The following is a 23,837-nucleotide window of genomic DNA, read 5'->3' as shown; positions in this document are numbered from 1 at the left end:
GGCTGTTTTTAATCAACTTATTGGCGAAATCAGGCGCACCCCGGCAGGGTTAATCCGTGTTCGGCGTGGTCAGCAACGCATGGAGCATGCGCGTCAGCATGCCAATGGTGTCTTCCTCTACCAGATAGGCCGGCTGTTCGATCAGCAGCGCACGGGGCAAGGCGGTGACGGCCTGATAAGCCAGAAAACCGGCCTTGGTGCGATCACGCACGCAGATCTCATCGGAAAACCGCTGCACCAGCGCCGGAATCACCATCGAGATCCAGAAGCGTTCGGGCTTGACGATCTCCAGGCGTACCAGCTCACCGTACCAGGCGCTCTTGATGCTCAACTCGGAATCGATCTGCACCCAGTGGTGCAAGGCGGCAAGCCCCGTGCGCAGCAGCATTTCGATGCCGTCATACAGGGTCGCCGATGCCGGTAGCGCGTGGATGTTGGCGATTGCCTGTAGCCGGATGTCAGCACGGTAATCCTCGAAAATGGCGGCGATCAGCGCTTCAATCGTGGGGAAATATTCGTAGATGGAACTGACGGCAACGCCGGAGTAATCGCAAAGTCGATAGATCGTCAGCGCCGCCCGCCCCTCCCTTTCAAGGATCTCGCGCCCTGCGGTTTTCAAGGCGTCGACCAGGGCGACCGAACGGGCCTGTTTCGGCCGCTTGCGGGGCCTGGCCGGCAGTTCGACCAGGACGTTGTCCTGCTGGCCTGATGGTGTATTTTCCCGACGGGCCACGGTGTCAGGGGGTCACGATGTTGAACGTGGGCTCAAAGCGGGTCAGCATGCCCAGCAGGGCCTTGAAGCGGTCCGCATCGCCTTCGAGCTTGATATCACCCTGTTTGAGCGCCGTCGGGAAGTCCAGCTGACGCAGACTGATCCGGTCCAACACGTCCTTGGTCATCGTCACCGTCACATCGGCCTTGGCGTGACTGGCGCGCTCGCGATACGTCAGCACACCGTTGCGCAAGGTCAAGGCGAACGGCTGACCGAGGTCAGAGAAGTTCCAGTTCAAGGTCATGTCATGGCCCTGGGCTTTGTCCGGGTCCATGCGCACGCTCAGCACATCCATGAACATTGCGGGGGTCGCCGCCCGTGTCAGGTCGGCAGTGGCCGGGGCGCCTTGTGGCGGCGCAACCTGACGCAGCTCCTGCGCACCGGTCAGGTACATGTTGCGCCAGATCGCCGATTCGCTGCGGTAACCCAACTGCTCCAGCGCGTCGGCCTGGGCTTGGCGAGCGGTTTGATTGTCAGGCTCGGCGAACACCAGGTGATTGCCCAGTTGCACCGCCCAGCGGTAGTCGCCCTGTTGCATCGCGACGCGCATCAATTCCAGCACCTTTTCGGCGCCGCCCATGGCCTGTACGTAATGTCTGGCGGATTCGACCGGCGGCAGCGGGTCCAGATTGGCCGGGTTGCCGTCATAGAACCCCAGATAGCGTTGATACACCGCGCGTGTATTGAAGCTCAGGGTTCCGTAGTAGCCCCTGGCGTACCACTTCTGATCGAGATTGCCGGGCAGTTTCTTGACCGTGTCAGCAATTTCCAGCGGGGTCATGCCCTGGTTGAGGAGGTTCAAGGTGCGGTTGTTGATGAAGGCGTACATGTCGCGCTGATCGGCCAGCATGTTGCGGATACCCTCGGCGCCCCAGGTCGGCCAGTTGTGCTGGGCGAACATCACCTGGGCCCTGTCGCCATAACGAACCAGGGCATCGTCGAGAAACTGCCACCAGGCCTTGGCATCGCGCACTTCCGCACCCCGTGGCGTAAGCACGTTGTGCATCGACATCACGGCGTTTTCGGCAATGCACAACGCCTGCATCTGCGGCAGGTACAGGTTCATTTCCGAGGGAGCCTCGGTTCCGGGGGTGAGCTGGAACTCGAATTGCACGCCGGCGATGACTTTCTTCACCACCGGTTGATCAATCAGGTCGGTCGGCGCAATGAGACTGATGGTACCGCCCACCGGGGCACCTTTGCCGATCCCCGTATCCACTTGCCCGCGCTCACTGCGCTCCACCGATGCGCCGCTCTGGTACTTGCCGCGGCGCAGCATGGCATTGCCGGCCAGGACGTTTTCCTGGATCGCATGCTCCATGAAACCGCTTGGAGCGAAGATGCGCACCTTGCCGGCCTTGACGTCGGCCTCGTCGACCACACCGCGCACACCGCCAAAATGATCGAGATGACTATGGCTATAGATCACCGCCACCACAGGCTTGCGCGGGCGGTTCTTGTAATAAAGCTCAAGGCCGGCCTTCGCGGTCTCGATGACGTAAAGCGGATCGATGATGATCAACCCGTCGTCGCCTTCGATGATGGTCATGTTCGCCAGGTCGATGCCGCGCAGCTGATAAATCCTGTCGGCGACCTGGAACAACCCGGCATTGGCGTTGAGCTGCGCCATGCGCCACAGGCTGGGGTTCACCGAATCCGGTGCCTGTTTCTGATTGAGGAAATCGTACTGGTGGGTGTTCCACACCGTTTTCCCATCGGCATTTTTGATCTCGCCTTCAAAGGCCGCCACCAGCCCTTTGCGGGCGGCGTCGTAGTCGGCGCGATCCTGGAAGGGCAGTTGATCCAGCACCGCGTGGTTGACGGCGACGGTTGACGGGCTGGCAGCCTTGGCCAGGTTGCCTTCGCCATCCAGTGCCCAGGTCGGGCTGTTGGCCAGGATGATGGCAGTGACCAATGCGGTCAGGGAATTGCGCATATCGACTCCTCTTGCTTGGATCGAGTCCACTGTTGTTATTCGGGCAAAGCTTGAATGCCATTGCACACAGGTTATGCCCCCCATTGCAGGCCCACCCCCCTCGTTTCGGGAGGGTCCGCTTTACGTGAAGCGCGAATAACCTCCGGCCCATGAGTGCACACGATTGCACACGACTTGAAACGGCCGGGGTAACTGAAATGACGCGCGACAGGACCGACGAAGACTTTCCCGCCCGGCGTCCGCCCGTCATGCGCGTCACCGCCAGAGACCTCGCCCAACGCATCGGCGTCGCCACCTCCACGGTCACGCGTGCTTTCGACGCGCAGTCGCGCATCTCGGACAAACTGCGCGAGCGCATCGTCGCCATGGCCGATGAACTGGGTTATCGACCCAATGCCATCGCCCGCTCGCTCAACAAACGCCGGACAGGCATCGTTGCACTGGTCATGGGTGATATGGCCAATCCGTTTTATCCCGCGCTGCTTGAAGCCTTCTCCCTGAAGCTGCGGCAGACGGACCGGCAATTGCTGCTCTTCGTGGTCCCGCCGGGGGGCGATGCAGACGAGTTGATGCCACAGCTACTGCAATACCAGGTCGATGGCATCGTGGTGACGGCGGCCAGGCTGTCGTCGCACATGGCGGATCTGTGTGCACGCCAAGGGGTGGCGGTGGTGTTCATGAACCGCCGCGTCGATGACCCGACCGTTTGCTCGGTGTGCTGCGATAACGAACGCATGGCCGCTGAAGTGGCCGACTATCTGGTGCGACAGCAACGCAGTGCCTGCGCTTTCGTGTCGGGTGATCCGGACATCTCCACCACCGCTGACCGCCTGCGCGGTTTCGAGCGGGGCCTGGCCATGCATGGCCAACACCTGGTGGCGTGTGTCGAGGGTGGATACACCTATGAAGGCGGGCGTCAGGCCGCGGCCCGACTGTTCCGCGCCGGTCAACCCGCCATCGATGCGGTGTTCTGTGCCAACGATGTGATGGCGCTCGGCGTACTCAGCCATCTGCGAATGAACACGTCTTTGCGCGTGCCCGAAGACGTCGCAGTCGTCGGTTTTGACGACATCCGGGCCGCAGCCTGGCCGGAAAACGACCTGACCACCGTGCACCAACCTGTGAACCGGATGATCGATTGCGCCATTCGATTGCTGGGCGACGGTGCTCCCGACGACGGCGTCAACCAACCGGTGCACGAGGTGCCCGGACGTCTGGTCCTTCGTTCCTCGGCGTAGCGCCGCTCCCCGGAACATCCTCTGCAAACCACAATAACAATCAGGAGACAGACATGAGTTCTACAGAGTCCCGCAACGATCGTGCGATGTACCGAAAAATAGCCTGGCGCATCATGCCGTTGTTGCTGACGGCCTATGTCGTGGCGTTTCTCGATCGGATCAACATCGGTTATGCCCAACTGCAGATGAAGGAAACACTGGCCTTCAGTGACGCGGTCTATGCCCTGGGTGCCGGTGTTTTCTTCATTGGTTATTTGCTGTTCGAAGTACCCAGCAACCTGATGCTGGAGAAAATCGGCGTGCGCAAAACGCTGCTGCGCATCATGGTCTGCTGGGGCATTGTCGCCATGGCGATGATGTTCGTGCAGACACCGACACAGTTCTATGTGCTGCGTTTTTTGCTCGGCGCCTTTGAGGCCGGCTTTACCCCGGGTGCGCTGCTTTATCTGACCCTCTGGTACCCGCCGGCCCGGCGTGCGGGCATGATCGGGATATTCCTGCTTGGGGCCATCGTGGCCAGTTTGATCGCCGGCCCGTTGTCCGGTGCCATCATGAAGTTTCTCGATGGCTTCAACGGCTGGCACGGCTGGCAGTGGTTGTTCCTGGTGCAAGGCCTGCCCGCACCGCTATTGGGTGTTATTGCCTGGCGAGTGCTGGTGGACCGCCCCGAACAGGCGACCTGGCTCAGCGCCGCAGAAAAGATCCGCCTGCGCCTGCAACTGGACGCCGAGTGTCAGTCGTCGACCAAGGCCAACCATGGCTCCCTGCGTGATCTGCTGGGCGATGCCAGGTTCTGGGCGTTGGCGCTGGTTTATGTGGTGATGGTCGCCGGCACCTATGCCATGGCCTTCTGGATTCCGACCCTGATCAGGAGCTGGGGCGTCTCCGATCTCATGCACATCGGCCTGTATGCCACCTTGCCGCAATTAGGCGCGGTAGCCGGGGTGATCCTGCTTGGCCGCAGCTCGGACCGTTTGCGCGAACGACGCTGGCATTTCATCGCCGGCGCGCTGCTGGCCGCGTGCGGCCTGGCGGTCATCGCCCTGGGCCAGGGCCAACTCGCCATTTCCTTGACCGGCCTGTGCCTGGCCGTGACCGGTATCGCCTCATTGACGCCGGTGTTTTTCGCCCTGGTTTGCGAGTACCTGCCCCGCACTTCGGTTGCGGTGGGCATCGCTCTGATCAGCAGCATAGGCAACCTTGGCGGCGCCATCGTTCCTTCACTGACCAGCGCCATCAATACCGCCAGTGGCGGCACAACCTACAGCCTGTATCTGGTGATGGTTCTCTACCTGCTGGCCAGTTTCATCATTGTGCTGGCGGCCCGCCGGCCCGTACCGGTTTTCCAGTCCGCCTGACGCGGCAAACCCTGAAACCCCAAGGAAATATCCCGTGATTCAACAACTCAAAAAGGGTCAATCGGCCCAGGCCAAGGCCAGCAATCAAGCCCAGGTGCGCGCGACCGTGGAAGGCATCCTCGCCGACATCGAGCAACGCGGTGACGCCGCGGTGCGCGAGTATTCCGAGAAGTTCGATAACTGGGCGCCGCAAAACATGCGCCTGAGCCAGGAGCAGATCGATGCCTGCATTGCCAGCCTGCCTCCTCAGACACTCGACGACATCAAGTTCGCCCAGGTGCAGATTCGCCGCTTCGCCCAGATCCAGAAGGATTCGATGCATGACGTCGAGGTCGAAACCCTGCCCGGCGTAGTCCTGGGCCACCGCAACATCCCGGTCAATTCGGTGGGTTGCTACATCCCCGGCGGCAAATACCCGCTGATCGCCAGCGCGCACATGAGCGTTCTGACCGCCAAGGTCGCCGGTGTCAAACGCGTGATCGCCAGCGCACCGCCATTCGAAGGCAAGCCGTGCCCGGAGATCGTTGCCGCCATGCACCTGGCCGGCGCGGACGAAATCTACTGCCTGGGCGGCGTACAAGCCGTGGCCGCCATGGCCATCGGCACAGAAAGCATCGTCGGCGTCGACATGATCGTCGGCCCGGGCAACGCCTATGTGGCCGAGGCCAAGCGTCAGCTGTTCGGTCGCGTCGGTATCGATCTGTTCGCCGGTCCCACCGAAACCCTGGTGATCTGCGATGACACCGTGGATGCCGAACTGGTTGCCGTGGACCTGCTGGGCCAGGCCGAACACGGCCCGACCTCCCCTGCCTATTGCGTGACCACCAGCAAAAAAATCGCAGAAGAGCTGCCGGCCGCCATCGACCTGGTCCTTTCGCGCCTGGACACCGCGCCGGTCGCGAGCGTGGCCTGGAACGACTTCGGTGAGATCTATTTGTGCGACACCGACGAAGAAGCCCTGGAGGTCGCCGAGCGCCTGTGCTCCGAACACGTGCAGGTGATGACCAGGGATCCGGCCTGGTACCACGATCGCATGACCAATTACGGCGCCCTGTTCCTCGGCCATCGCACCAATGTCAGCTATGGCGACAAAGTTATCGGCACCAACCACACGCTGCCAACCATGGGTGCCGGCCGTTACACCGGCGGGCTGTGGGTCGGCAAGTTCATCAAGACCCACACCTACCAGCGCGTGCTGACGGATGAAGCGAGCGTGATGATCGGCGAGTACTGCTCGCGCCTGTGCGGCTACGAACAGATGTCCGGACATAAAGAGCAGGCGGACATCCGCGTGCGCCGCATGAAGCAGGAGGCTTGAGGCCATGAGCAAACCTGTACCGCATGAGCGCGACGACTATCGTTACCTGCGCGACATCACCACGCGCTGGATGGACAACGACGTCTACGGTCACGTCAACAACGTTATCTACTACAGCTGGTTCGACACCGTGGTCAACGGCTGGCTGTTGGAGCAGAACCTGCTCGACTTCGAGCAGTGTCCAACCGTCGGTCTGGTGGTCGATACCCATTGCAGCTACTTTTCCTCCATCGCTTTCCCCGATCTGGTACGAGCCGGCCTGCGCGTGGCAAGCCTCGGCACCTCAAGTGTGCGCTATGAAGTCGGGCTGTTCGCCAACGACAACGCCCACGCATCGGCGCAGGGTCACTTCGTCCACGTCTACGTCGACCGCGTGACGCGCCGGCCGGTGCCGTTGCCGGCAGAGCTGCGCCGTGCACTGGAGAGCATCGAGGTCGCCTCATGAAAGACTTCAAGGGCCGCGTAGCGGTGATCACCGGTGCAGCCTCGGGCTTGGGCAAGGCGTTTGCCGAGCGTGCTGCTGCGCTAGGCATGCACCTGGTGCTGGCCGATATCCAGACCGAAGCACTCGAGGCCACTGTCACCGAGCTGCGCGCCCGCGGAGCCTCGGTGATCGGCCTGCGCACCGACGTCTCGCAGGCGGCGCAGGTCCAGGCGCTGGCCGATGCGGCACTGACAGCGTTCGGTGCAGTACACCTGTTGTTCAACAATGCCGGCGTTCTGGCTGGCGGCCTGGTGTGGGAGAACAGCGAGAAGGACTGGGACTGGATACTGGGTGTCAACGTGCGCAGCGTGATCCATGGCGTGCGGATCTTCACGCCACTGATGCTTGCGGCAGCTGCACGTAACCCGGACTACGAAGGGCACATCATCAATACTGCCTCGATGGCCGGGTTGCTCAATGCGCCAACCCTGGGCGCCTACAACCTCACCAAGCAGGCGGTGGTGTCGCTCAGCGAAACGCTCCATCACGACCTCGCGCTGGTTTGCGAGCAGGTGCACTGCTCGGTGCTGTGCCCCTACTTCGTACCCACAGGTATCAGCCAGTCCGCGCGGCATCGTCCGAACGAGCTGGCCAATTGTGACGAACCGACACGCTCACAAGCAGCCGCTCAGGCGCAGAACCAGAAGGCCACTGGCGCTGCCAAGGTCAGTGCCGGGCAGATTGCCCGACTGACCTTCGAAGCCATCCGCCAACGCAGTTTCTATATCTACTCGCATCCCCACGCCATGGGCTCGGTGCGCGAGCGTTTCGATGCGATTGTCGAGCAGCGCAATCCACCCGACCCGTATGCGGGCAAACCGGAACTGCGTGCGCAGTTGGTCGAGAGTTTGCGCAGCTGACTTACCCGGATCCGGTATCCATTCACGATAAGGAGACAGTTCATGATCGAAAGCATCAAACGGCTTGTCATGGCAGGCATGGCCTGCGCCGTGCTTACCGCTCCGCTGGCACAGGCCCAGTCGGCCAAACCCAACATCCTGGTGATCTGGGGAGACGACATTGGTTGGCAGAACGTGAGTGCCTACGGCATGGGCACCATGGGCTACACCACACCGAATATCGACCAGATCGGCATGGAGGGCATCCGTTTTACCGATCACTACGGGCAGCCATCCTGCACGGCCGGTCGCGCGGCGTTCATTACCGGGCAATATCCGATTCGTTCCGGGATGACCACCGTGGGCCAGCCGGGTGACAAGCTCGGGTTGCAAGCCGCCTCGCCGAGCCTGGCTGAAGTATTGAAGGAGGCCGGTTACCGCACCGGCCAGTTCGGCAAGAACCACTTGGGCGACAACAATCCCAACCTGCCGACGGTACATGGCTTCGACGAGTTTTTCGGCAACCTGTATCACCTCAATACCGAGGAACAGAGTGAGTACGCGGACTACCAGAATTTTGCCAGGCAGTATCCCGGCGGACCGCAGGCCTACGCCAAGAAGTTCGCCACCCGTGGTGTGCTGCACAGCTTCGCCAGCGACAAGGACGATGCCACGGTAGACCCGCGTTTCGGCGTGATCGGCAAGCAGACCATCGAAGACACCGGAGCGCTGACAACCAAACGCATGGAAGACTTCGATGGCGCAGAAGTGATTCCCCATGCACTGGACTTCATGCGCAAGGCGAAGAGCGACGACAAGCCGTTCTTCGTTTGGCTCAATACCAGCCGCATGCACCTGTACACCCATCTCAATGACAAATGGCAACACGCTGCCGACAAGTACACCCACGAAGACGACATGCAAGGCAGCGGCATGATGCAACATGACCACGATATCGGTCAGGTGCTCGAATTCCTCAAGCAGAACGGCCTGGATGAAAACACCATCGTCTGGTACTCAACCGACAATGGCCCGGAACACTCTTCCTGGCCACATGGCGCGACGACCCCCTTTCGCGGCGAGAAGATGACCACTTACGAAGGCGGCGTTCGTGTTCCGTCGATGCTGCGCTGGCCGGGGGTAATCAAGCCGGGGCAGATCAAAAATGGCATCCAGGCGCACCAGGACATGTTCACCACCCTGGCAGCGGCAGCGGGTGTGCCGGATGTGGTTGAGCGCATGAAAGTGCAGAAAAAACAGTACATCGACGGCATCAACAACCTCGACTACTGGACGGGCAAGGCGCCAGAAAGCGCGCGAACCAGCCTGTTCTACTACATCGAGAGCAAATTGACCGCCGTGCGCATGGGCCCGTGGAAGCTGCACTTCTCGACCAAGGAAGACTATTACGCCCCGATAAAAGCGTTGTTTGCGCCGCTGATGTTCAACCTGCGCAGTGACCCGTTCGAAAGCTACGACAGTAATGACTCCTACGGACACATGATCCAGAAGTCGTCGTGGATTTCCGCGCCGATGGGCGAGTTGATCGGCGCTCACCTCAAGTCCCTGGCCGAGTACCCGCCGGTGCAGACGGCCAAGTCGTTCGACCGTTCGAACCTGGTGCAGGACTTTCTCAGAAGCCAGCAGAAAACCCCCTGAAAAATCGGCCCCGGCGCACCTCACGCAACCCCATCGACCGGCTGTGCTCCGGCCTACCCCAAAGGAGGGGGCAAGTGCCCGGGGCATCGCTCTATCGTGGACGACTGCAACGGGCGATGGATCATCCCATGCCCCCGACTGGACACTGCCTGACGAGAGATGCCATGACTGACCTGCTGCTCAACGAGCGCGAGTTGCACTTCCAGCTTTACGAGCTGCTCGATACCGAAGCGTTGCTGCAACGACCGCGCTACGCCGAACACGATCGCGGCGTGTTCGACGCCTCTCTGACCACCGCCCGGCAGATCGCCAGCGAGCTGTTCGCCCCGCACAACCATAAAGCCGATGCCAACGAACCCACTTTCGATGGCGAGCGGGTCCACATGATTCCCGAGACCAAGGCCGCCTGGGATGCCTTTGCCCAGGCTGGCTTCCTGGCCGCTCACCACGACTTTGCCGATGGTGGCCTGCAGCTGCCGGAAGTTGTCCTGCGCACCTGCATGGCTTATTTCAATGCCGCGAATATCTCCACGGCTGCCTATTCCTTCTTGAGCATCGGCGCGACCAATCTGCTGAAAGCCTTTGCCGGTCCACATCTGCGCGAACGCTTCCTGGCGCCCATGCTCGATGGCCGCTTCAGTGGCACCATGGCCCTTACCGAACCTGGCCAGGGGTCAGCGCTTGGCGACCTGCGCACTTCGGCACGCTTGGCCGGCGACGGTACCTACCGGATCTTCGGTCAGAAAATGTTCATCTCCGGTGGCGACCACGAACTGACCGAGAACATCGTGCACATGGTGTTGGCCCGTATCGAAGGCGCACCGGCCGGTACCAAAGGCATTTCGCTGTTTCTGGTACCCAAGTTCCTGGTCAATGCGGATGGCAGTATCGGTGCGCGCAACGACGTAGCGCTCGCCGGCCTGCTGCACAAGCTGGGCAATCGCAACACCACTTCCACTGCGCTCAGTTTCGGCGAACACGATGGTGCCGTGGGTTATCTGATCGGCGAGGCGCATCAGGGACTGGGCTATATGTTCAAGATGATGAACGAGGCTCGTATCGGCGTTGGCCTCGGTGCCGCCAGTCTCGCTTATCAAAGCTACATTCACGCCCTGGACTATGCCCGGCAGCGTCCGCAGGGTCGTCTGCCAGGCAACAAGAGTCCGACAGCCCCTCAGGTGCGCATCGTCGAGCATGCCGATGTGCGCCGGATGTTGTTGCAGCAGAAGGTCTATGCCGAAGGCAGTCTGGCACTGTGCCTGTATGCCAGCAGTCTGGTGGAAGATGCGCACACCGCGGCCACGCCGCTGGAGCGCAACAATGCCGCCGAACTGCTTGACGTGCTGACCCCCGTGGTGAAGTCCTTTCCATCGCGCTACGGCCTGCTCGCGTCCGAGATTGGCGTTCAGGTCCTTGGTGGCGCCGGTTACACCCGCGAATACCCACTCGAACAGTACTACCGCGACAATCGCCTGAACCCGATCCACGAGGGCACCGAAGGCATCCAGGCGATCGACCTGCTGGGCCGCAAACTGGGCCCTCGTGGAGGCGACGGTTACCGGCTGTTCACCGCCGAAGTGCTGGCCACCCTGCTCGTCGCCAACAGTGACACGCATTGCGCGCCTCTGGCGGCGTTGCTGGCCGATGCCTTGAGCGTCCTCGAGCAAGTCACCGCCAGCCTGCAAGCGCAAGTGGCTTGCGATGCCAATCTCGGCATGGCCAATGCCACGCCCTATCTGGACCTGTTTGGTCGCGTGGTGGTTGGCTGGATCTGGTTGCGCAAGGCATTGCTGGCCAGTCGGGCCCTGAGTTCGGACACCGCCGGCAGCGATGCTGATTTCTATCAAGGCAAGTTGCAGGCTGCGCACTACTTCATGACCTGGGAACTGGCGTCGCTGGAATCCCAGGGGCGTCTGCTCATCGATGCCAATCATGTCGCCTTCTACATGCAGGACAGCTGGTTCTAGACCCTGTGCAGGAGCGAGCTTGCTCGCGATGGTCGTCAACGAAAACGCAGGGGTTCCTGGATGAGCGCGGCGTTCTGTAGACCATCGCGAGCGAGCTCGCTCCTACAGGGGCCGCGATAACAATAAACTTCAGGAAAGCATCATGAGCACTCTGGTCACCTACCACGTCGAAGACAATCTCGCACTGATCGGCCTGACATCAAAGCCCGTCAACGCACTCGGCCAACCGCTGCGTGCGGCCATTCTGGAAGCCTGCGACCGCGCAGCTAGCGACCCCGCCGTGTCGGCGATCATTCTGCACGGTGCAAACGGCTTGTTTTGCGCCGGCGCCGATATCAGCGAATTCGGCCTACCGGCATCATTCGCTGCCCCTTCCCTGCCAGATCTGCTGTTGCGCCTGACTCAGATCGACAAGCCGCTGATTGCCAGCATCGACCGCTTCGCCCTCGGTGGCGGGCTGGAGCTGGCGCTGGCCTGCGGCTACCGCATCAGTGCCGCCAACAGCCGTCTCGGGTTACCGGAAATCAACCTGGGTCTGCTGCCCGGGGCGGGCGGCACGCAGCGGTTGCCGCGGTTGATCGGTGCCGAACCGGCACTGGATATGATGATGTCCGGCCAGCCTGTCAGTGCTGACCGTGCCTTTGAGCTCGGCCTGATCGACCGCTTGATCGACGAAGACGAAGGTTTGCTTGATGGCGCACGCCGCTACGCCCGGGAAATCGTCCGTGAAGGTGCTTCGGCGCGTCCCGCAGAACGTCATTCCAACCCGGCCGCCGCCCTGCCCGATGACTTTTTCGCTCGCTATCGCGCCACCCATGAGCCTCGCTGGAAAAATCGCCTGGCGCCTCGCCTGGTGCTGGCTGCCGTCGAGTCGGCCTGTGTACTGCCGCTGCACGCCGGTCTGCAGCGTGAAGTCGCCCTGTTCAAGGAGGCCGAAGCCTCAGCCCAATCCCAAGCCCTGCGCCACGTGTTTTTTGCCGAGCGCGAGGCTGGCAAGGTGTCCGGTGTCAGTGCGTCCACAGCGCTACGTCCGATCGCCAGGGTTGCCGTAATCGGTGCGGGCACCATGGGCGGTGGCATTGCCATGAACTTCGCCAACGTGGGCATTCCAGTCACTCTGCTGGAGCTCAAACCCGACGCGCTGGAGCGAGGACTCGGGCAAATCCGCACCAGCTACGAGATCAGCCTGCAACGCGGCAGGCTGACCCAGGTCGAACTGGATCAGCGCATGGCCCTGCTGACCGGCACCCTCGACTACGCCGATATCGCCGAGTGCGATCTGGTCATCGAGGCCGTATTCGAAAGCCTGCCAATCAAACAACAGGTATTCCGCACTCTGGATGAGGTGTGCAAGCCCGGCGCGATTCTGGCCAGCAACACCTCCACCCTCGATGTCGACCAGATCGCCGCAGTGACTCGTCGACCACAAGACGTCATCGGCCTGCACTTTTTCAGCCCGGCCAATGTAATGCGCTTGCTGGAAGTGGTACGCGGCGGCCTCACTGCGCCCGACGTGCTCGCGACCGTACTGAAACTGGGCAAGACGATTGGCAAGATCCCGGTGGTATCCGGCGTGTGCTTCGGCTTCATCGGCAACCGCATGCTCGAGCCCTACTCCCGCGAAGCCCATCGTCTTGTGCTGGAGGGGGCGACTCCCGCGCAGATTGACCAGGTGCTGACCGACCTGGGCCTGGCCATGGGCGTGATGGCGATGCACGACCTGGCCGGGATTGACGTCAGCTTCCTGGTGCGCGAGTCCCGTCGTGAAGCGATTGCCCATGATCCGGGCTACTGCCGGATCGCCGACGAGCTCAATGCGCTCGGTCGCTTCGGTCAGAAGACCAGGCGCGGCGCGTATATCTATGAAGGTCGCGAACGCAAGGAAGACTTCGAGGTTATCTCGCTGGCCGAGCGCATTGCCGGCGAACTGGATATCCCGCGACGCCCGATCACCACTCGGGAAATTCATGATCGCTGCCTGTTCATGCTGATCAACGAAGGCATCCAGCTGCTAGACGAAGGCATCGCCGAACGCGCTGGCGACATTGATCTGGTCTGGATCAACGGTTACAGCTTCCCGGCCTGGCTTGGCGGACCGCTGCACTATGCCGAGCAAATCGGCCTGGACAACGTATTGGCCGGCATTCGCCATTACCGCAAGGCGCTCGGTGAGTACGGCGAGATGTGGTTCCACCCAGCCCCATTGCTCGAGCGTCTGGTCGCTGTCGGCAAGACCCGCATCGAACGAATCTGAATCTGATCGGCCCCCGTAGTGGGGCCGAGTCTTCCATCGACAGGAACAACAAAATGAAAGAAGCCGTCATCCTTTCCACTGCACGCACGCCGATCGGCAAGGCGTTTCGCGGTTCCTTCAATGTCACCACTTCCCCGACCATGGCCAGCTTCGCGATTCGTGCCGCTGTCGAGCGCGCCGGTATCGAGGCCGGTGAAATCGAAGACCTGGTGATGGGCACCGGGATGCCCGCCGGTACGGCTGGCTGGAACCTGGGGCGCATGAGCGCGTTGGCGGCCGGCCTGCCGCTGACCGTCAGCGGTCAGACACTGGATCGCCAGTGTGCTTCGGGCCTGATGGCCATCGCCACCGCCGCCAAGCAAATCATGGTCGACGGCATGCAGGTGACCATCGGCGCGGGCCAGGAACACATCAGCCTGGTGCAAAACCGTCATATGGATTGGGTTGGTAGTCAGCATGACGAAAATGTTCTGCGCAATGTCCCCCTCGCCTACATGCCAATGCTGCAAACCGCCGAACTGGTAGCCGAGCGCTACGCTATCAGCCGCGAGGCACAGGACCTTTACAGCCTGCAATCGCAACAGCGCACCGCCGCTGCGCAACAGGCAGGTTTGTTCAGCCATGAAATCGTGCCTGTCACGGTAACCCGGCAAGTGGTGGACAAGGCCAGTGGTGCGGTCCGCCATGAACAAGTCAATTTGAGTCTCGATGAAGGCAACCGCCCGCAGACGATCCTCGAGGACCTGAGCAAACTCAAACCCGTGATCGAAGGTGGCTGCATCACCGCTGGCAATGCCAGCCAGTTGTCCGATGGCGCCAGTGCCTGCGTGCTGATGGACGCGCGCCTGGCCGAACAGCGCAATCTGCAACCGCTGGGGCTGTATCGGGGCATCGCAGTGGCGGGTCTGTCGCCGGAAGAAATGGGCATTGGTCCGGTACTGGCCGTGCCAAAACTGCTGAAGCAGCATGGATTGAAAGTCGATGACATCGGCCTCTGGGAGCTCAACGAAGCCTTTGCCTGCCAGGTGCTCTACTGCCGCGACAAACTGGGCATCGATAACGCCAGGCTCAACGTCAACGGCGGCGCAATTTCAATCGGCCATCCGTATGGCATGAGCGGTTCGCGCATGGTCGGTCATGCCTTGCTGGAGGGTAAACGCCGTGGGGTCAAGTACGTGGTTGTCACGATGTGCGTTGGCGGTGGCATGGGTGCGGCCGGCTTGTTCGAGGTATTGTGATGGACGTTTTCAACGGTTTTTCTCTGGCCGGCAAGACGGTGCTGGTCACTGGCGCTTCCAGCGGCATTGGCGCGCATCTGGCACGTGTCGCCAGCGGAGCAGGTGCACGCGTGGTGCTGGGCGCTCGACGTATCGAGCGGTTGCAGCAGCTCGCTGATGACATTCGCGAGGCGGGTGGCGAAGCGCTTGCCGTGGCTTTGGACGTTACGGATCGGGACAGCGTTGAAGCAGCGTTTGACGCAGCCGAAGGCGCTTTCGGTGTGGTTGATGTAGTACTCAATAATGCCGGCATCGGCAATGGTCAACGTGTGCTGGAGATCAGCGAGGCCGATTGGCGTGCGATGCTGTCAACCAACCTCGATGGCGTCTGGCGCGTTGCCCAGTGTGCCGCGCAACGGCTCGCGAAAGCGCAGCGCCCCGGCAGCATAGTCAATATTGCCTCGATGCTCGGTCTGCGCGTGGGCACAGGTTACAGCCACTACTGCGCGGCGAAGGCTGGCGTGGTGCAACTGAGCAAATCACTGGCGTTGGAGCTGGCGCGTTACCAGATCCGGGTCAATGCGATTGCACCGGGGTACTTCAAGACCGAAATGAACGACGTCTATTTCGAGAGCGACAAAGGCCAGGCGTACATACGCGATACCGTGCCGATGCGTCGACTGGGAAGCCTGCAGGAACTGGAAGGCCCCTTCCTTCTGTTGGCGAGCGAGGCCGGGGCCTTCATGACAGGCGCGGTGCTGGCGGTGGACGGTGGCCATCTGGTTGGCAGCCTGTAGACAAAAGGCTCTTGCAGCTCGACCGGAAGTGCCGTTGCACTTCCGGTCGTTGAGGCGCGATCAGAATTCGAAACGGCTCAACGCGGCGTGGGGATCAAACGCCAGGTAACGCGATTGCCGATCACGCATGATCTTGATCATCGCAACCTCCGGATCACTGGAAAACACCAGACGTCCGCCACTGGCCACCAGGTGGTCCAGTAGCCGTTCTTTCTCGCCAACCAGACCTTCCGGATTGCGATCGTTTGCCGTCGTGACATCCAGGCGCAACCAGTGAGTGCCGGGGATCAGGTCGCCCGCGAACACCACCGGCCCGCCCGGCATGGCGATTTCCGGTATCAATTGCCCTGGTGTGTAACCATCGCTGAAGTGGAACTGCCAACCCTCACCCAACTCTTTGCACCGGGGTCCATCGACGAGCACCAACCGATCGCTGTTTTCAAGCCTGCGCACGATTTGCCGAACGAACAACGCGCGATCATGGGGATGGTTGTGCAGAGCACGGGACCAGTGACGCTCACCGGTGATGTAATGCGCAGCCGGAAACAGCAACCGCGGTGTATTGCCGTCATTGATCGCCGCGCTCATTTCGGGAGTCAGTTGCGCATGCAAGTGGGTCAGCACCACCGCACTGATATCACCTTCAGCGAGACCATGTTGCGCCAGGTTGTCCAGCAATCCCAAGGGTTGATTCTGGCAGCTGCAGGTCCGTCGCAGCGGCGCAAGCAACGCGCTGGCGCCCGCCAGAACCAGGATGTTCCTGCCTCCTTGCTGCACCAACAACCCTCGCGAAGCCAGATCCACCAGGTTGTCCTGGTCAGGCTTGATCCAGTCTGCCCATAACTGCCGCGGCGTATTGCCGAACATCACGCCACCATCAAGCTTGCGACTTCTACCAGTCAGAGTGGATAGACAACGGTTCACGACAAGTACCTCTCTGGATTCGCGCCGCCCTGCAGAACGTGCGACGGGCGCATTTTATGAGGCTTGCAGGTTAATCCTCCCTCTCTTCCTCCCCCCCACCCCAGCGGAGTGGGTCAAGAGTGTTCAACAATCAGGCCTTTTAAAAAAAGTGTCTGGTCGAGGTTACCGATTTCTGCCTGTTACCACCGCCAGCATCCGGTCGGTAGCAGCCCTTCGCGACCGGTTGAACCCTAAGCCAAAGGCGGCCAAATGAAATGCTCCACGAAAGCACGAACACAGTCCTTTTCTCAGCGCGTCCCCCCCGTTTAGAGAGGGTGGGGAACTACCAGGCGCGAGCAGTATTCACGCGGGGTGCACACACGGTTGCACGCAAGAGCGACGACCACATGTCGCGTACTCGCGCAGGATCATTCAATGAATCAACTCGAACAAAGCTTGCCGCTCGCCGGGGAGCGTCCTGGTGTCGATCTGGCGAGTATCTATCGCAAGATCATCTGGCGCTTGATGCCCTTTCTGCTGATCGCGTTCATCATCAACGCAATCGACCGCATTAATATCTCCTTCGCCAAACTGCGCATGGCCGAAGATATCCTGTTGAGCGATGCGGCCTATGGCATCGGGGTCGGGATCTTTTATTTCGGCTATATCCTGTTTGAAGTCCCCAGCAACCTGTACATGCAGCGCGTCGGTGCTCGCGCCACGCTCACCCGCATCATGGTGCTATGGGGTGCAGTCACCGTCGCGACGGCGTTTGTCACTACAGCCAACCAGCTCATCGCCGCACGTTTCCTTCTCGGCATGGCGGAGGCCGGTTTCTTTCCCGGTGTGATCCTGTACCTGACCTACTGGTTTCCTGCCGCCTTGCGTGGCCGCATTACGGCAGCGTTCATGATGTCGGGTGTCGTCGCCGGCTTCATTTGCGGTCCGCTTGCCGGTGCCATCATGACCCATCTCCACGGCTGGTCGGGCCTGCACGACTGGCAGATGCTCTTCGTTCTCACGGGTATCCCGGCCATCGTGCTCGGCCTGTTCGGCTGGTTCTGGCTGACAGACAAGCCGGGGCAAGCCAAGTGGCTCAGTCCGGAACAAAAACAGACGCTGGCCACCGCGCTGGCAACCGAGCCAGGCAAGATCCAGGGCGGTTTTAACCAGGTGCTGCGTAACCCTCGGCTGTATATCGCCGGGCTGGTGTACTTCTGCATCTACAGCGGCTCGAACACCGTGTCTTACTGGATGCCGACGTTGATTCGCGACCTTGGCCTGACCGACCTGAAAACCATAGGCATGATCACCAGCCTGCCCTACCTGAGCGCAATGGCAGGCATGTACCTGCTCGGCCGCAGCTCTGATCGCCACCTGGAACGGCGCTGGCACCTCGGCCTGACCATGTTGGTCAGCGCCTGCAGTTTCGCCCTGCTCGGTTTTGTCCAGGGCAACGCCATGCTTTCGATAACGCTTCTGTCGCTGGGCGCGGCGGCAGCCTTGTCCGCTGTGCCACTGTTCTGGACGATTCCACCGGCCTTCCTCAATACGGCCGGTGCCGCTGGAGGGATTGCAGTCATCAGCAGCCTCGGCAACCTGGCTGGCGTCACCAGCCAGGCCATGGTCGGTGCGATCAAGACCTCGACCGGAGATTTGTACCTGGCCTTCGATGTGATCGCCACCTTACTCGTTCTGGGTGCCTTGGCTTTACTGATCGGAATTCCCGCACACAGCCTCAATGAACGCCGCAACCAGAACTCAACCAAGGAACAAGCATGAACGAGAATTCGCTGAACGGCGCAGAAAGCCTGGTACAGACCCTGCTCGATTGCGGTGTGGACACCTGCTTCGCCAACCCTGGCACCAGTGAGATGCACTTTGTCGCGGCCCTGGATCGCATCCCCGGGATGCGCTGCGTGCTCTGCCTGTTCGAAGGCGTGGTTACCGGTGCGGCCGATGGTTATGCCCGCATCAAAGGCAAGCCGGCCGCCACCCTTTTGCATTGCGGGCCCGGCCTGGCCAACGGTCTGGCCAACCTGCACAACGCCAAGCGTGCCAACACGCCGGTGGTCAACATCATTGGCGACCAGGCCACCTACCACCGACCGTTCGACGCCCCGCTGACCGCCGACACCGAGGGCTGGGCCCGCCCGGTTTCGGTGTGGACGCGTACCGCCACCACAGCCGCTTCGGTCGGCGCGGCAGCCGCCACCGCGATACAGGCCGCCAGTGCCGCACCAGGCGGTGTGGCCAGTTTGATCCTGCCGTCGGACGTCTGCTGGGACGCTGGCGGCCAGGTGGCCAAGGCGCTGGCGCCGATCCCGACGCCCAAAGTCGCGCCGGACGTGGTGGCACAGATGGCGCGCGTGTTGCGCAGCGGCCAACCCACCTTGCTGCTGCTCGCAGGCAGCGCTTTGGAGCAGCAAGCCCTGAGCAGCGCCCACCGCATCGCCGCAGTCACCGATGCACGTCTGCTGTCGACCACCATGAACGCGCGGGTGGCCCGTGGCCGTGGGCGTCTTGCCGTCGAACGCCTGCCCTACTTCGGCGACATGGCCCGCGCCAGTCTCGCAGGCATCACCCAGGTGATACTGGTGGGTACACCGGCGCCTTCGACCTTCTTCGCCTACCCTGGCAAGTCGCCGCGTCCTTATCCTGAAGATGCGGTCGTGCATGTCCTGGCCCGCGCCGAAGAAGACCTGGCCGACGCGCTGGCACGCCTGGCGGACGAACTGAACGCTGCGCAGCTGGCAGCGCCCACCAGCCTGCCGGCCAACCCTGAACCCGGCAGCGGTGCCATCACCTCCCAGGCTGTGGCGCAAAGCCTTAATGCGCTGTTGCCAGAAAACGCCATCGTCGTTGATGAAAGCGTCAGCTTCGGCCAGGCCTTCTACCCCGGCACCCTCCATGCCGCGCAGCACGATTGGCTGCAGGTCACCGGCGGCGCCATTGGCGACGGTCTGCCAATGGCACTTGGCGCGGCCATTGCCGCCCCGGACCGGCGGGTAGTCGCGCTGCAAGCCGATGGCTCGGGCATGTACACCGTGCAGGCGCTATGGTCGATGGCCCGGGAAAAGCTCGACATCACCATTGTCGTTCTGGCCAACCGCAAGTACGCCATTCTCCAGCACGAGTTGGCGAGCGTAGGTGCCATCACCGGCAAAACCGCGCTGGACATGCTCGATATCGGCAATCCGGACCTGGATTGGGTGCAGCTCGCCAATGGCATGGGCGTGGCGGCCGCACGCGCCGACAGCATGGAGCAGTTCAACGAACTCTTTGTCACGGCCAATCGCCAGGCCGGGCCATTCCTGATCGAGTTGGTGATCCCGACATGAGCCATTCGCACCCGGACAGCATGCTCATTGACACCCTGCGCGGCATTGTCGGCCCGGCCGGCCTGCTGATGGCGGACGACTTGCAGCAACGTCACTGCGCCAAGCCGCAGCTCGCCCGGGTGCTGGTGCGTCCGGCCAGCACTGGCGAAGTCAGCGCGGTACTGGCGGCATGTCACGCTGCAGGAACTGCAGTGGTCACACAAGGCGGCCTGACCGGCCTGGCGCACGGTGCGGACTCCAAAGCCTGCGAAGTGATCCTCTCGCTGGAACGTATGCGCCAGATCACGTCAGTGGATACCACCCAACGCGTATTGGTGGCCGAAGCCGGCGTTAACCTCGAACAGGCCCAGGCCGCAGCCAGTGCTGCCGGCCTGCTTGTACCGGTTGACCTGGGGGCGCGCGGCAGTGCCACCCTGGGCGGCATGGTCGCCACCAATGCCGGCGGCAACAGTGTGTTGCGCTACGGCATGATGCGCGACAACGTCCGCGGTCTCGAGGTCGTGCTGGCAGATGGCACGGTACTGGACTCGATGAATCAACTCGTCAAGAACAACACCGGCTACGATCTCAAACAGCTCTTTATTGGCTCCGAAGGCACGCTGGGTGTGGTTACTCGCGTCGTGCTGCGCTTATGCGAGGCGCCGGACGGACATTGCACCGCACTGCTTGCCTTGTCCGACTTCGCTGCCGTGGGTCATCTGTTACGACGCCTGGACAAGGCCCTGGACGGCACGCTTTCATCATTCGAGGTGATGTGGCAGGACTTCTATCGAACGGTGACCACCCCACCGGCCTTGAGCCGCCCGCCGTTGCCACAGCATCACGCTTTTTATGTGCTGGTCGAAGCCAGTGGCAGTGCGCCCGAGCAGGATGAGCGCTTTGTGCGGGTACTGGGACAGGCATTGGAAGATGGCCTTGTAGCCGACGCTACGCTTGCCAACAGCGAACGCGAGCGCCAGGCACTCTGGGCTCTACGTGATGACGTGGCGCAACTGCGCCAAAGCGGCCCGCTGGTTGCGTATGACATCTCCTTGCCTTTGGTCGAAACCGACAGCTACGTGAAACGCCTCCACAGCGCAATCCTGGAGCGCTGGCCAACTGCCCGATGCTGGGCCTTCGGTCATCTGGGCGACGGCAACGTGCATATTGCCGTGCAGGTGCCAGACCTGGATGCCGAAGCTCGCGAAACGCTCGACAGCCTGGTCTACAGCCCCCTGCAAACGCTCAAGGGGGCAATCTCGGCCGAACATGGTATCGGCATGGAAAAGAAAGCCTGGCTGGGCGTCTCGCGTACACCGACGGAAATCACGCTGATGCGCGCACTCAAACAATGCCTTGATCCTGAGGGCGTGCTCAATCCGGGGCGTGTATTCGATCTGCAGTGATTACCTGGATAGACCGGGTAAAACCAACCTGAAGGAATTCAACGATGCCCGTCATTACCTCCATCGAAGACTTGCGCGTGCTCGCCAAGAGGCGCGTGCCGCGTATGTTCTATGACTATGCCGATTCCGGTTCCTGGACAGAATCGACCTATCGCGCCAACAGCGAGGATTTCGAACGCATCAAGTTTCGTCAGCGCGTCGCGGTCAACCTGGAAAATCGTACGCTTGAATCCATGATGGCTGGCCAGAAAGTCGCCATGCCAGTCGCCCTGGCACCCACCGGGCTCACCGGCATGCAGCACGCCGACGGCGAGATACTCGCAGCCAGGGCGGCCGAAAGATTCGGCGTACCTTTCACGCTGTCGACCATGAGCATCTGTTCGATCGAAGATATCGCGGCACATACCAGCAAACCATTTTGGTTCCAGCTCTATGTGATGCGCGACCGCGGTTTCATCCGTCAGCTCATCGAGCGGGCCAGGATTGCGGGCTGTTCAGCGCTGGTCCTGACCCTTGACCTGCAAGTACCTGGGCAACGCCACAAAGACATACGCAACGGCCTCTCGGCACCCCCCAGGCTTACCTTGCCCAACCTTCTGGACATGGTGACCAAGCCCCGCTGGTGCCGCGGCATGCTCGGCACGTCGCGACGCAACCTCGGGAATATTCTTGGCCATGTCAGCGGCGTCAGCGACACCGCCAGCCTGGCGCACTGGGCCGCCCAACAGTTCGACCCTGGCCTGTGCTGGGAAGACATCGAATGGATCAAGCAACAATGGGGCGGCACCTTGATCATCAAGGGCATCCTCGATGCAGAAGATGCACGCCTGGCGGTGCAACACGGAGCCGACGTGGTGATCGTGTCCAATCATGGCGGTCGCCAACTCGACGGCGCACCCTCCTCAATCGCGGCCTTGCCAGCCGTCGTCGAAGCGGTTGGTGAGCAGGTCGAAGTGCACATGGACGGCGGCATCCGCTCCGGGCAGGACGTGATCAAGGCACTGGCGCTCGGCGCCAAGGGAGTCTACCTCGGTCGCGCATTCCTGTATGGCCTGGGGGCGATGGGCGAGGCAGGCGTCAGCAAGTGCCTGGAGATCATTCGCAAGGAACTGGACCTGACCATGGCATTCTGCGGCGTTACGGATGTGAAAAAGGTCGACAGCGCAATCTTGTTATCCGGCACCGAAGTGTCCCGTTCATCAATGGTTTAATGAAACAAAACGCCCATTAAGGATATCGGCCCAGCTCAAGCAAAAACCTATTTGAAGCTTTCAAGTGAACGCTCGCTGGCGACTGGGAGATCTGATTGCCAGATTATCCCTGAGCAATCAGAGGTGGTCTCGCGCTCCGTAACCAACGGTTTACGCCAAGCAGTTGCGGTGGCAATCCCAGGAATCTTCTACAGACAGATTGGGGGCCTTCATGAACATGAATTTGTGAACATTTGGCTCCCCACACCTGCCGAAAACCTACTGGTTATCAGGTATCGACCGCTCATGAACAATAAACATCGCCTACTTGTTAAATCCTGCATCAGGATGGAACTGCTCCCCTATGTGTCCGTATGTCGTCAAAATTCAAAGTCATGTAGAGCGCCCTCCAACTCTCGCTTCTGAGTGTGCGAAACCTGATCCCGCAGTACCCGGTTGCTGACTGCCAATTGCAGGTCAGTGAAGCGAATGATCTCGCCAGCATAGATCCGGTCATGCAATTGGCGAGCGCCTGGTAAAGCCCTCCAGACAGCGCTAAAGGGCTTTGCTTGCGGTACTTAAACTTCAGGTTTGAGGCCACTTTTCTTAGCAAAGAAAACCAGCAGCACTTCGATGATCTTCGCTTCAATGGCATTGAAAATCACTTCTTGCCCCTTGCTGGCCCGCTTCAACTTGTGGCGAAGACGAAGGATAACGCCGGTTAGAGCAACACCAGCCAAGCCAGCCAAGCCGACTCCAACCGGGTACATAATCGGAGTCGCAGAAATGATGCCTGCGGACATCAACCAGCCTGTGATACCAGTAGCGCCCACAGTGGTACCGAAATAGCCGGCGCTACCGATGATCGCTGTCGCTACGCCAGAAGCAGACAAGGCGCCAACGCCCAGAAGAGCTCCTGATCCGAACAGCAACGACGAGATAGCGGCGGAACTCAGATAGGTACCCGTAACGTATCCGCCCGCGCTGGAGACGATCAGGCCACCAGCGGCATGGGGCACAAGGGAGCCGCCTGCTGCAAGAGCGGAGATGATCGGAATTAATGGGAAAGCCATACTTCGAAACCTCTACTCTGGTGTCCAGTTATTATCGAATGATAGCAAAAGAATGGCTCATGCAAATCTATTACAGAGCTATCACCGCGCAGTTGGTGACGTTGGT

18 protein-coding genes are annotated in these 23,837 nt (G+C 61.1%); 14 read left to right on the top strand and 4 right to left on the bottom strand.

Going from position 1 to position 23,837, the window contains the following annotated elements:
- Positions 1 to 49 precede the first annotated feature (49 nt).
- Positions 50 to 733 (bottom strand): TetR/AcrR family transcriptional regulator, encoded by a 684-nt coding sequence (locus ACEN8E_RS13490; RefSeq protein ID WP_495593043.1) that lies wholly within the window; start codon positions 731 to 733, stop codon positions 50 to 52.
- Positions 734 to 737: 4 nt separating this feature from the next.
- Positions 738 to 2,708 carry an alkyl/aryl-sulfatase gene (locus ACEN8E_RS13485; RefSeq protein ID WP_495593042.1) on the bottom strand — a complete coding sequence of 657 codons (1,971 nt, stop codon included), beginning with the start codon at positions 2,706 to 2,708 and terminating at the stop codon, positions 738 to 740.
- Between the two features lie 197 nt (positions 2,709 to 2,905).
- Between ACEN8E_RS13485 and ACEN8E_RS13480 the strand changes: the two genes are divergently transcribed.
- From ACEN8E_RS13480 to ACEN8E_RS13435, 10 genes are all read left to right on the top strand, one after another.
- The gene (locus tag ACEN8E_RS13480) at positions 2,906 to 3,946 is read left to right on the top strand and encodes a LacI family DNA-binding transcriptional regulator (protein WP_495593041.1); all 1,041 of its coding nucleotides are present in this window, start codon (positions 2,906 to 2,908) and stop codon (positions 3,944 to 3,946) included.
- A gap of 53 nt (positions 3,947 to 3,999) precedes the next feature.
- Positions 4,000 to 5,304 carry an MFS transporter gene (locus tag ACEN8E_RS13475; protein WP_495593040.1) on the top strand — a complete coding sequence of 435 codons (1,305 nt, stop codon included), beginning with the start codon at positions 4,000 to 4,002 and terminating at the stop codon, positions 5,302 to 5,304.
- A 34-nt stretch (positions 5,305 to 5,338) separates the two neighbouring features.
- Entirely contained in the window at positions 5,339 to 6,622 is a 1,284-nt protein-coding gene (hisD, locus tag ACEN8E_RS13470) for a histidinol dehydrogenase (RefSeq protein ID WP_495593039.1), read from the top strand.
- A gap of 4 nt (positions 6,623 to 6,626) precedes the next feature.
- Positions 6,627 to 7,067 (top strand): acyl-CoA thioesterase, encoded by a 441-nt coding sequence (locus tag ACEN8E_RS13465; RefSeq protein ID WP_495593038.1) that lies wholly within the window; start codon positions 6,627 to 6,629, stop codon positions 7,065 to 7,067.
- Complete coding sequence (locus ACEN8E_RS13460; protein ID WP_495593037.1) at positions 7,064 to 7,966, top strand: SDR family oxidoreductase; 903 nt, start codon at positions 7,064 to 7,066, stop codon at positions 7,964 to 7,966. Before ACEN8E_RS13465 ends, ACEN8E_RS13460 begins: the two co-directional genes overlap by 4 nt.
- A 42-nt stretch (positions 7,967 to 8,008) precedes the next feature.
- Positions 8,009 to 9,604: an arylsulfatase gene (locus ACEN8E_RS13455; RefSeq protein WP_495593036.1), complete on the top strand. Its 1,596-nt coding sequence runs from the start codon at positions 8,009 to 8,011 to the stop codon at positions 9,602 to 9,604.
- A 164-nt stretch (positions 9,605 to 9,768) separates the two neighbouring features.
- Positions 9,769 to 11,571, top strand: coding sequence for an acyl-CoA dehydrogenase (locus tag ACEN8E_RS13450; RefSeq protein WP_495593035.1), 1,803 nt, complete (start codon positions 9,769 to 9,771; stop codon positions 11,569 to 11,571).
- Positions 11,572 to 11,713: 142 nt separating this feature from the next.
- Positions 11,714 to 13,825 (top strand): 3-hydroxyacyl-CoA dehydrogenase NAD-binding domain-containing protein, encoded by a 2,112-nt coding sequence (locus ACEN8E_RS13445; RefSeq protein WP_495593034.1) that lies wholly within the window; start codon positions 11,714 to 11,716, stop codon positions 13,823 to 13,825.
- A 53-nt stretch (positions 13,826 to 13,878) separates the two neighbouring features.
- Positions 13,879 to 15,063, top strand: a complete 1,185-nt coding sequence (locus ACEN8E_RS13440; protein WP_495593033.1) for an acetyl-CoA C-acyltransferase — start codon at positions 13,879 to 13,881, stop codon at positions 15,061 to 15,063.
- Entirely contained in the window at positions 15,063 to 15,839 is a 777-nt protein-coding gene (locus ACEN8E_RS13435; RefSeq protein ID WP_495593032.1) for an SDR family NAD(P)-dependent oxidoreductase, read from the top strand. The genes ACEN8E_RS13440 and ACEN8E_RS13435 overlap by 1 nt, the downstream gene beginning before the upstream one ends.
- A gap of 60 nt (positions 15,840 to 15,899) precedes the next feature.
- Here ACEN8E_RS13435 and ACEN8E_RS13430 read toward each other — a convergent pair whose 3' ends face one another.
- Positions 15,900 to 16,706 carry an MBL fold metallo-hydrolase gene (locus ACEN8E_RS13430; protein WP_495593031.1) on the bottom strand — a complete coding sequence of 269 codons (807 nt, stop codon included), beginning with the start codon at positions 16,704 to 16,706 and terminating at the stop codon, positions 15,900 to 15,902.
- Between the two features lie 471 nt (positions 16,707 to 17,177).
- On the opposite strand from ACEN8E_RS13430, the gene ACEN8E_RS13425 reads away from it, so the two are divergent.
- Genes ACEN8E_RS13425 through ACEN8E_RS13410 form a run of 4 tightly spaced genes read left to right on the top strand, consistent with a single transcriptional unit; the run spans position 17,178 to position 22,679 of the window.
- Positions 17,178 to 18,524, top strand: a complete 1,347-nt coding sequence (locus ACEN8E_RS13425; RefSeq protein ID WP_495593030.1) for an MFS transporter — start codon at positions 17,178 to 17,180, stop codon at positions 18,522 to 18,524.
- Positions 18,521 to 20,083, top strand: coding sequence for an acetolactate synthase large subunit (locus tag ACEN8E_RS13420; RefSeq protein WP_495593029.1), 1,563 nt, complete (start codon positions 18,521 to 18,523; stop codon positions 20,081 to 20,083). Before ACEN8E_RS13425 ends, ACEN8E_RS13420 begins: the two co-directional genes overlap by 4 nt.
- Positions 20,080 to 21,468, top strand: a complete 1,389-nt coding sequence (locus ACEN8E_RS13415; protein WP_495593028.1) for an FAD-binding oxidoreductase — start codon at positions 20,080 to 20,082, stop codon at positions 21,466 to 21,468. The genes ACEN8E_RS13420 and ACEN8E_RS13415 overlap by 4 nt, the downstream gene beginning before the upstream one ends.
- Positions 21,469 to 21,512: 44 nt before the next feature.
- Complete coding sequence (locus tag ACEN8E_RS13410; protein ID WP_495593027.1) at positions 21,513 to 22,679, top strand: alpha-hydroxy acid oxidase; 1,167 nt, start codon at positions 21,513 to 21,515, stop codon at positions 22,677 to 22,679.
- Positions 22,680 to 23,236: 557 nt separating this feature from the next.
- Here the strand turns inward: ACEN8E_RS13410 and ACEN8E_RS13405 are convergent.
- Complete coding sequence (locus ACEN8E_RS13405; protein WP_495593026.1) at positions 23,237 to 23,731, bottom strand: hypothetical protein; 495 nt, start codon at positions 23,729 to 23,731, stop codon at positions 23,237 to 23,239.
- Positions 23,732 to 23,837: the final 106 nt, after the last annotated feature.

The sequence above is a fragment of the Pseudomonas sp. Pseusp9 genome (genome assembly GCF_059491265.1).
This window is presented reverse-complemented; position numbering and strand designations above follow the sequence as displayed.

Coding starts and splice junctions, on each gene's coding strand:
- ACEN8E_RS13440 (WP_495593033.1), top strand. CDS start 13,879: ATGAAAGAAGCCGTCATCCTTTCCACTGCACGCACGCCGATCGGCAAG.
- ACEN8E_RS13450 (WP_495593035.1), top strand. CDS start 9,769: ATGACTGACCTGCTGCTCAACGAGCGCGAGTTGCACTTCCAGCTTTAC.
- ACEN8E_RS13405 (WP_495593026.1), bottom strand. CDS start 23,731: ATGGCTTTCCCATTAATTCCGATCATCTCCGCTCTTGCAGCAGGCGGC.
- ACEN8E_RS13435 (WP_495593032.1), top strand. CDS start 15,063: ATGGACGTTTTCAACGGTTTTTCTCTGGCCGGCAAGACGGTGCTGGTC.
- ACEN8E_RS13475 (WP_495593040.1), top strand. CDS start 4,000: ATGAGTTCTACAGAGTCCCGCAACGATCGTGCGATGTACCGAAAAATA.
- ACEN8E_RS13415 (WP_495593028.1), top strand. CDS start 20,080: ATGAGCCATTCGCACCCGGACAGCATGCTCATTGACACCCTGCGCGGC.
- ACEN8E_RS13485 (WP_495593042.1), bottom strand. CDS start 2,708: ATGCGCAATTCCCTGACCGCATTGGTCACTGCCATCATCCTGGCCAAC.
- ACEN8E_RS13420 (WP_495593029.1), top strand. CDS start 18,521: ATGAACGAGAATTCGCTGAACGGCGCAGAAAGCCTGGTACAGACCCTG.
- ACEN8E_RS13480 (WP_495593041.1), top strand. CDS start 2,906: ATGACGCGCGACAGGACCGACGAAGACTTTCCCGCCCGGCGTCCGCCC.
- ACEN8E_RS13455 (WP_495593036.1), top strand. CDS start 8,009: ATGATCGAAAGCATCAAACGGCTTGTCATGGCAGGCATGGCCTGCGCC.
- ACEN8E_RS13410 (WP_495593027.1), top strand. CDS start 21,513: ATGCCCGTCATTACCTCCATCGAAGACTTGCGCGTGCTCGCCAAGAGG.
- ACEN8E_RS13465 (WP_495593038.1), top strand. CDS start 6,627: ATGAGCAAACCTGTACCGCATGAGCGCGACGACTATCGTTACCTGCGC.
- ACEN8E_RS13445 (WP_495593034.1), top strand. CDS start 11,714: ATGAGCACTCTGGTCACCTACCACGTCGAAGACAATCTCGCACTGATC.
- ACEN8E_RS13425 (WP_495593030.1), top strand. CDS start 17,178: ATGAATCAACTCGAACAAAGCTTGCCGCTCGCCGGGGAGCGTCCTGGT.
- ACEN8E_RS13430 (WP_495593031.1), bottom strand. CDS start 16,706: ATGTTCGGCAATACGCCGCGGCAGTTATGGGCAGACTGGATCAAGCCT.
- ACEN8E_RS13460 (WP_495593037.1), top strand. CDS start 7,064: ATGAAAGACTTCAAGGGCCGCGTAGCGGTGATCACCGGTGCAGCCTCG.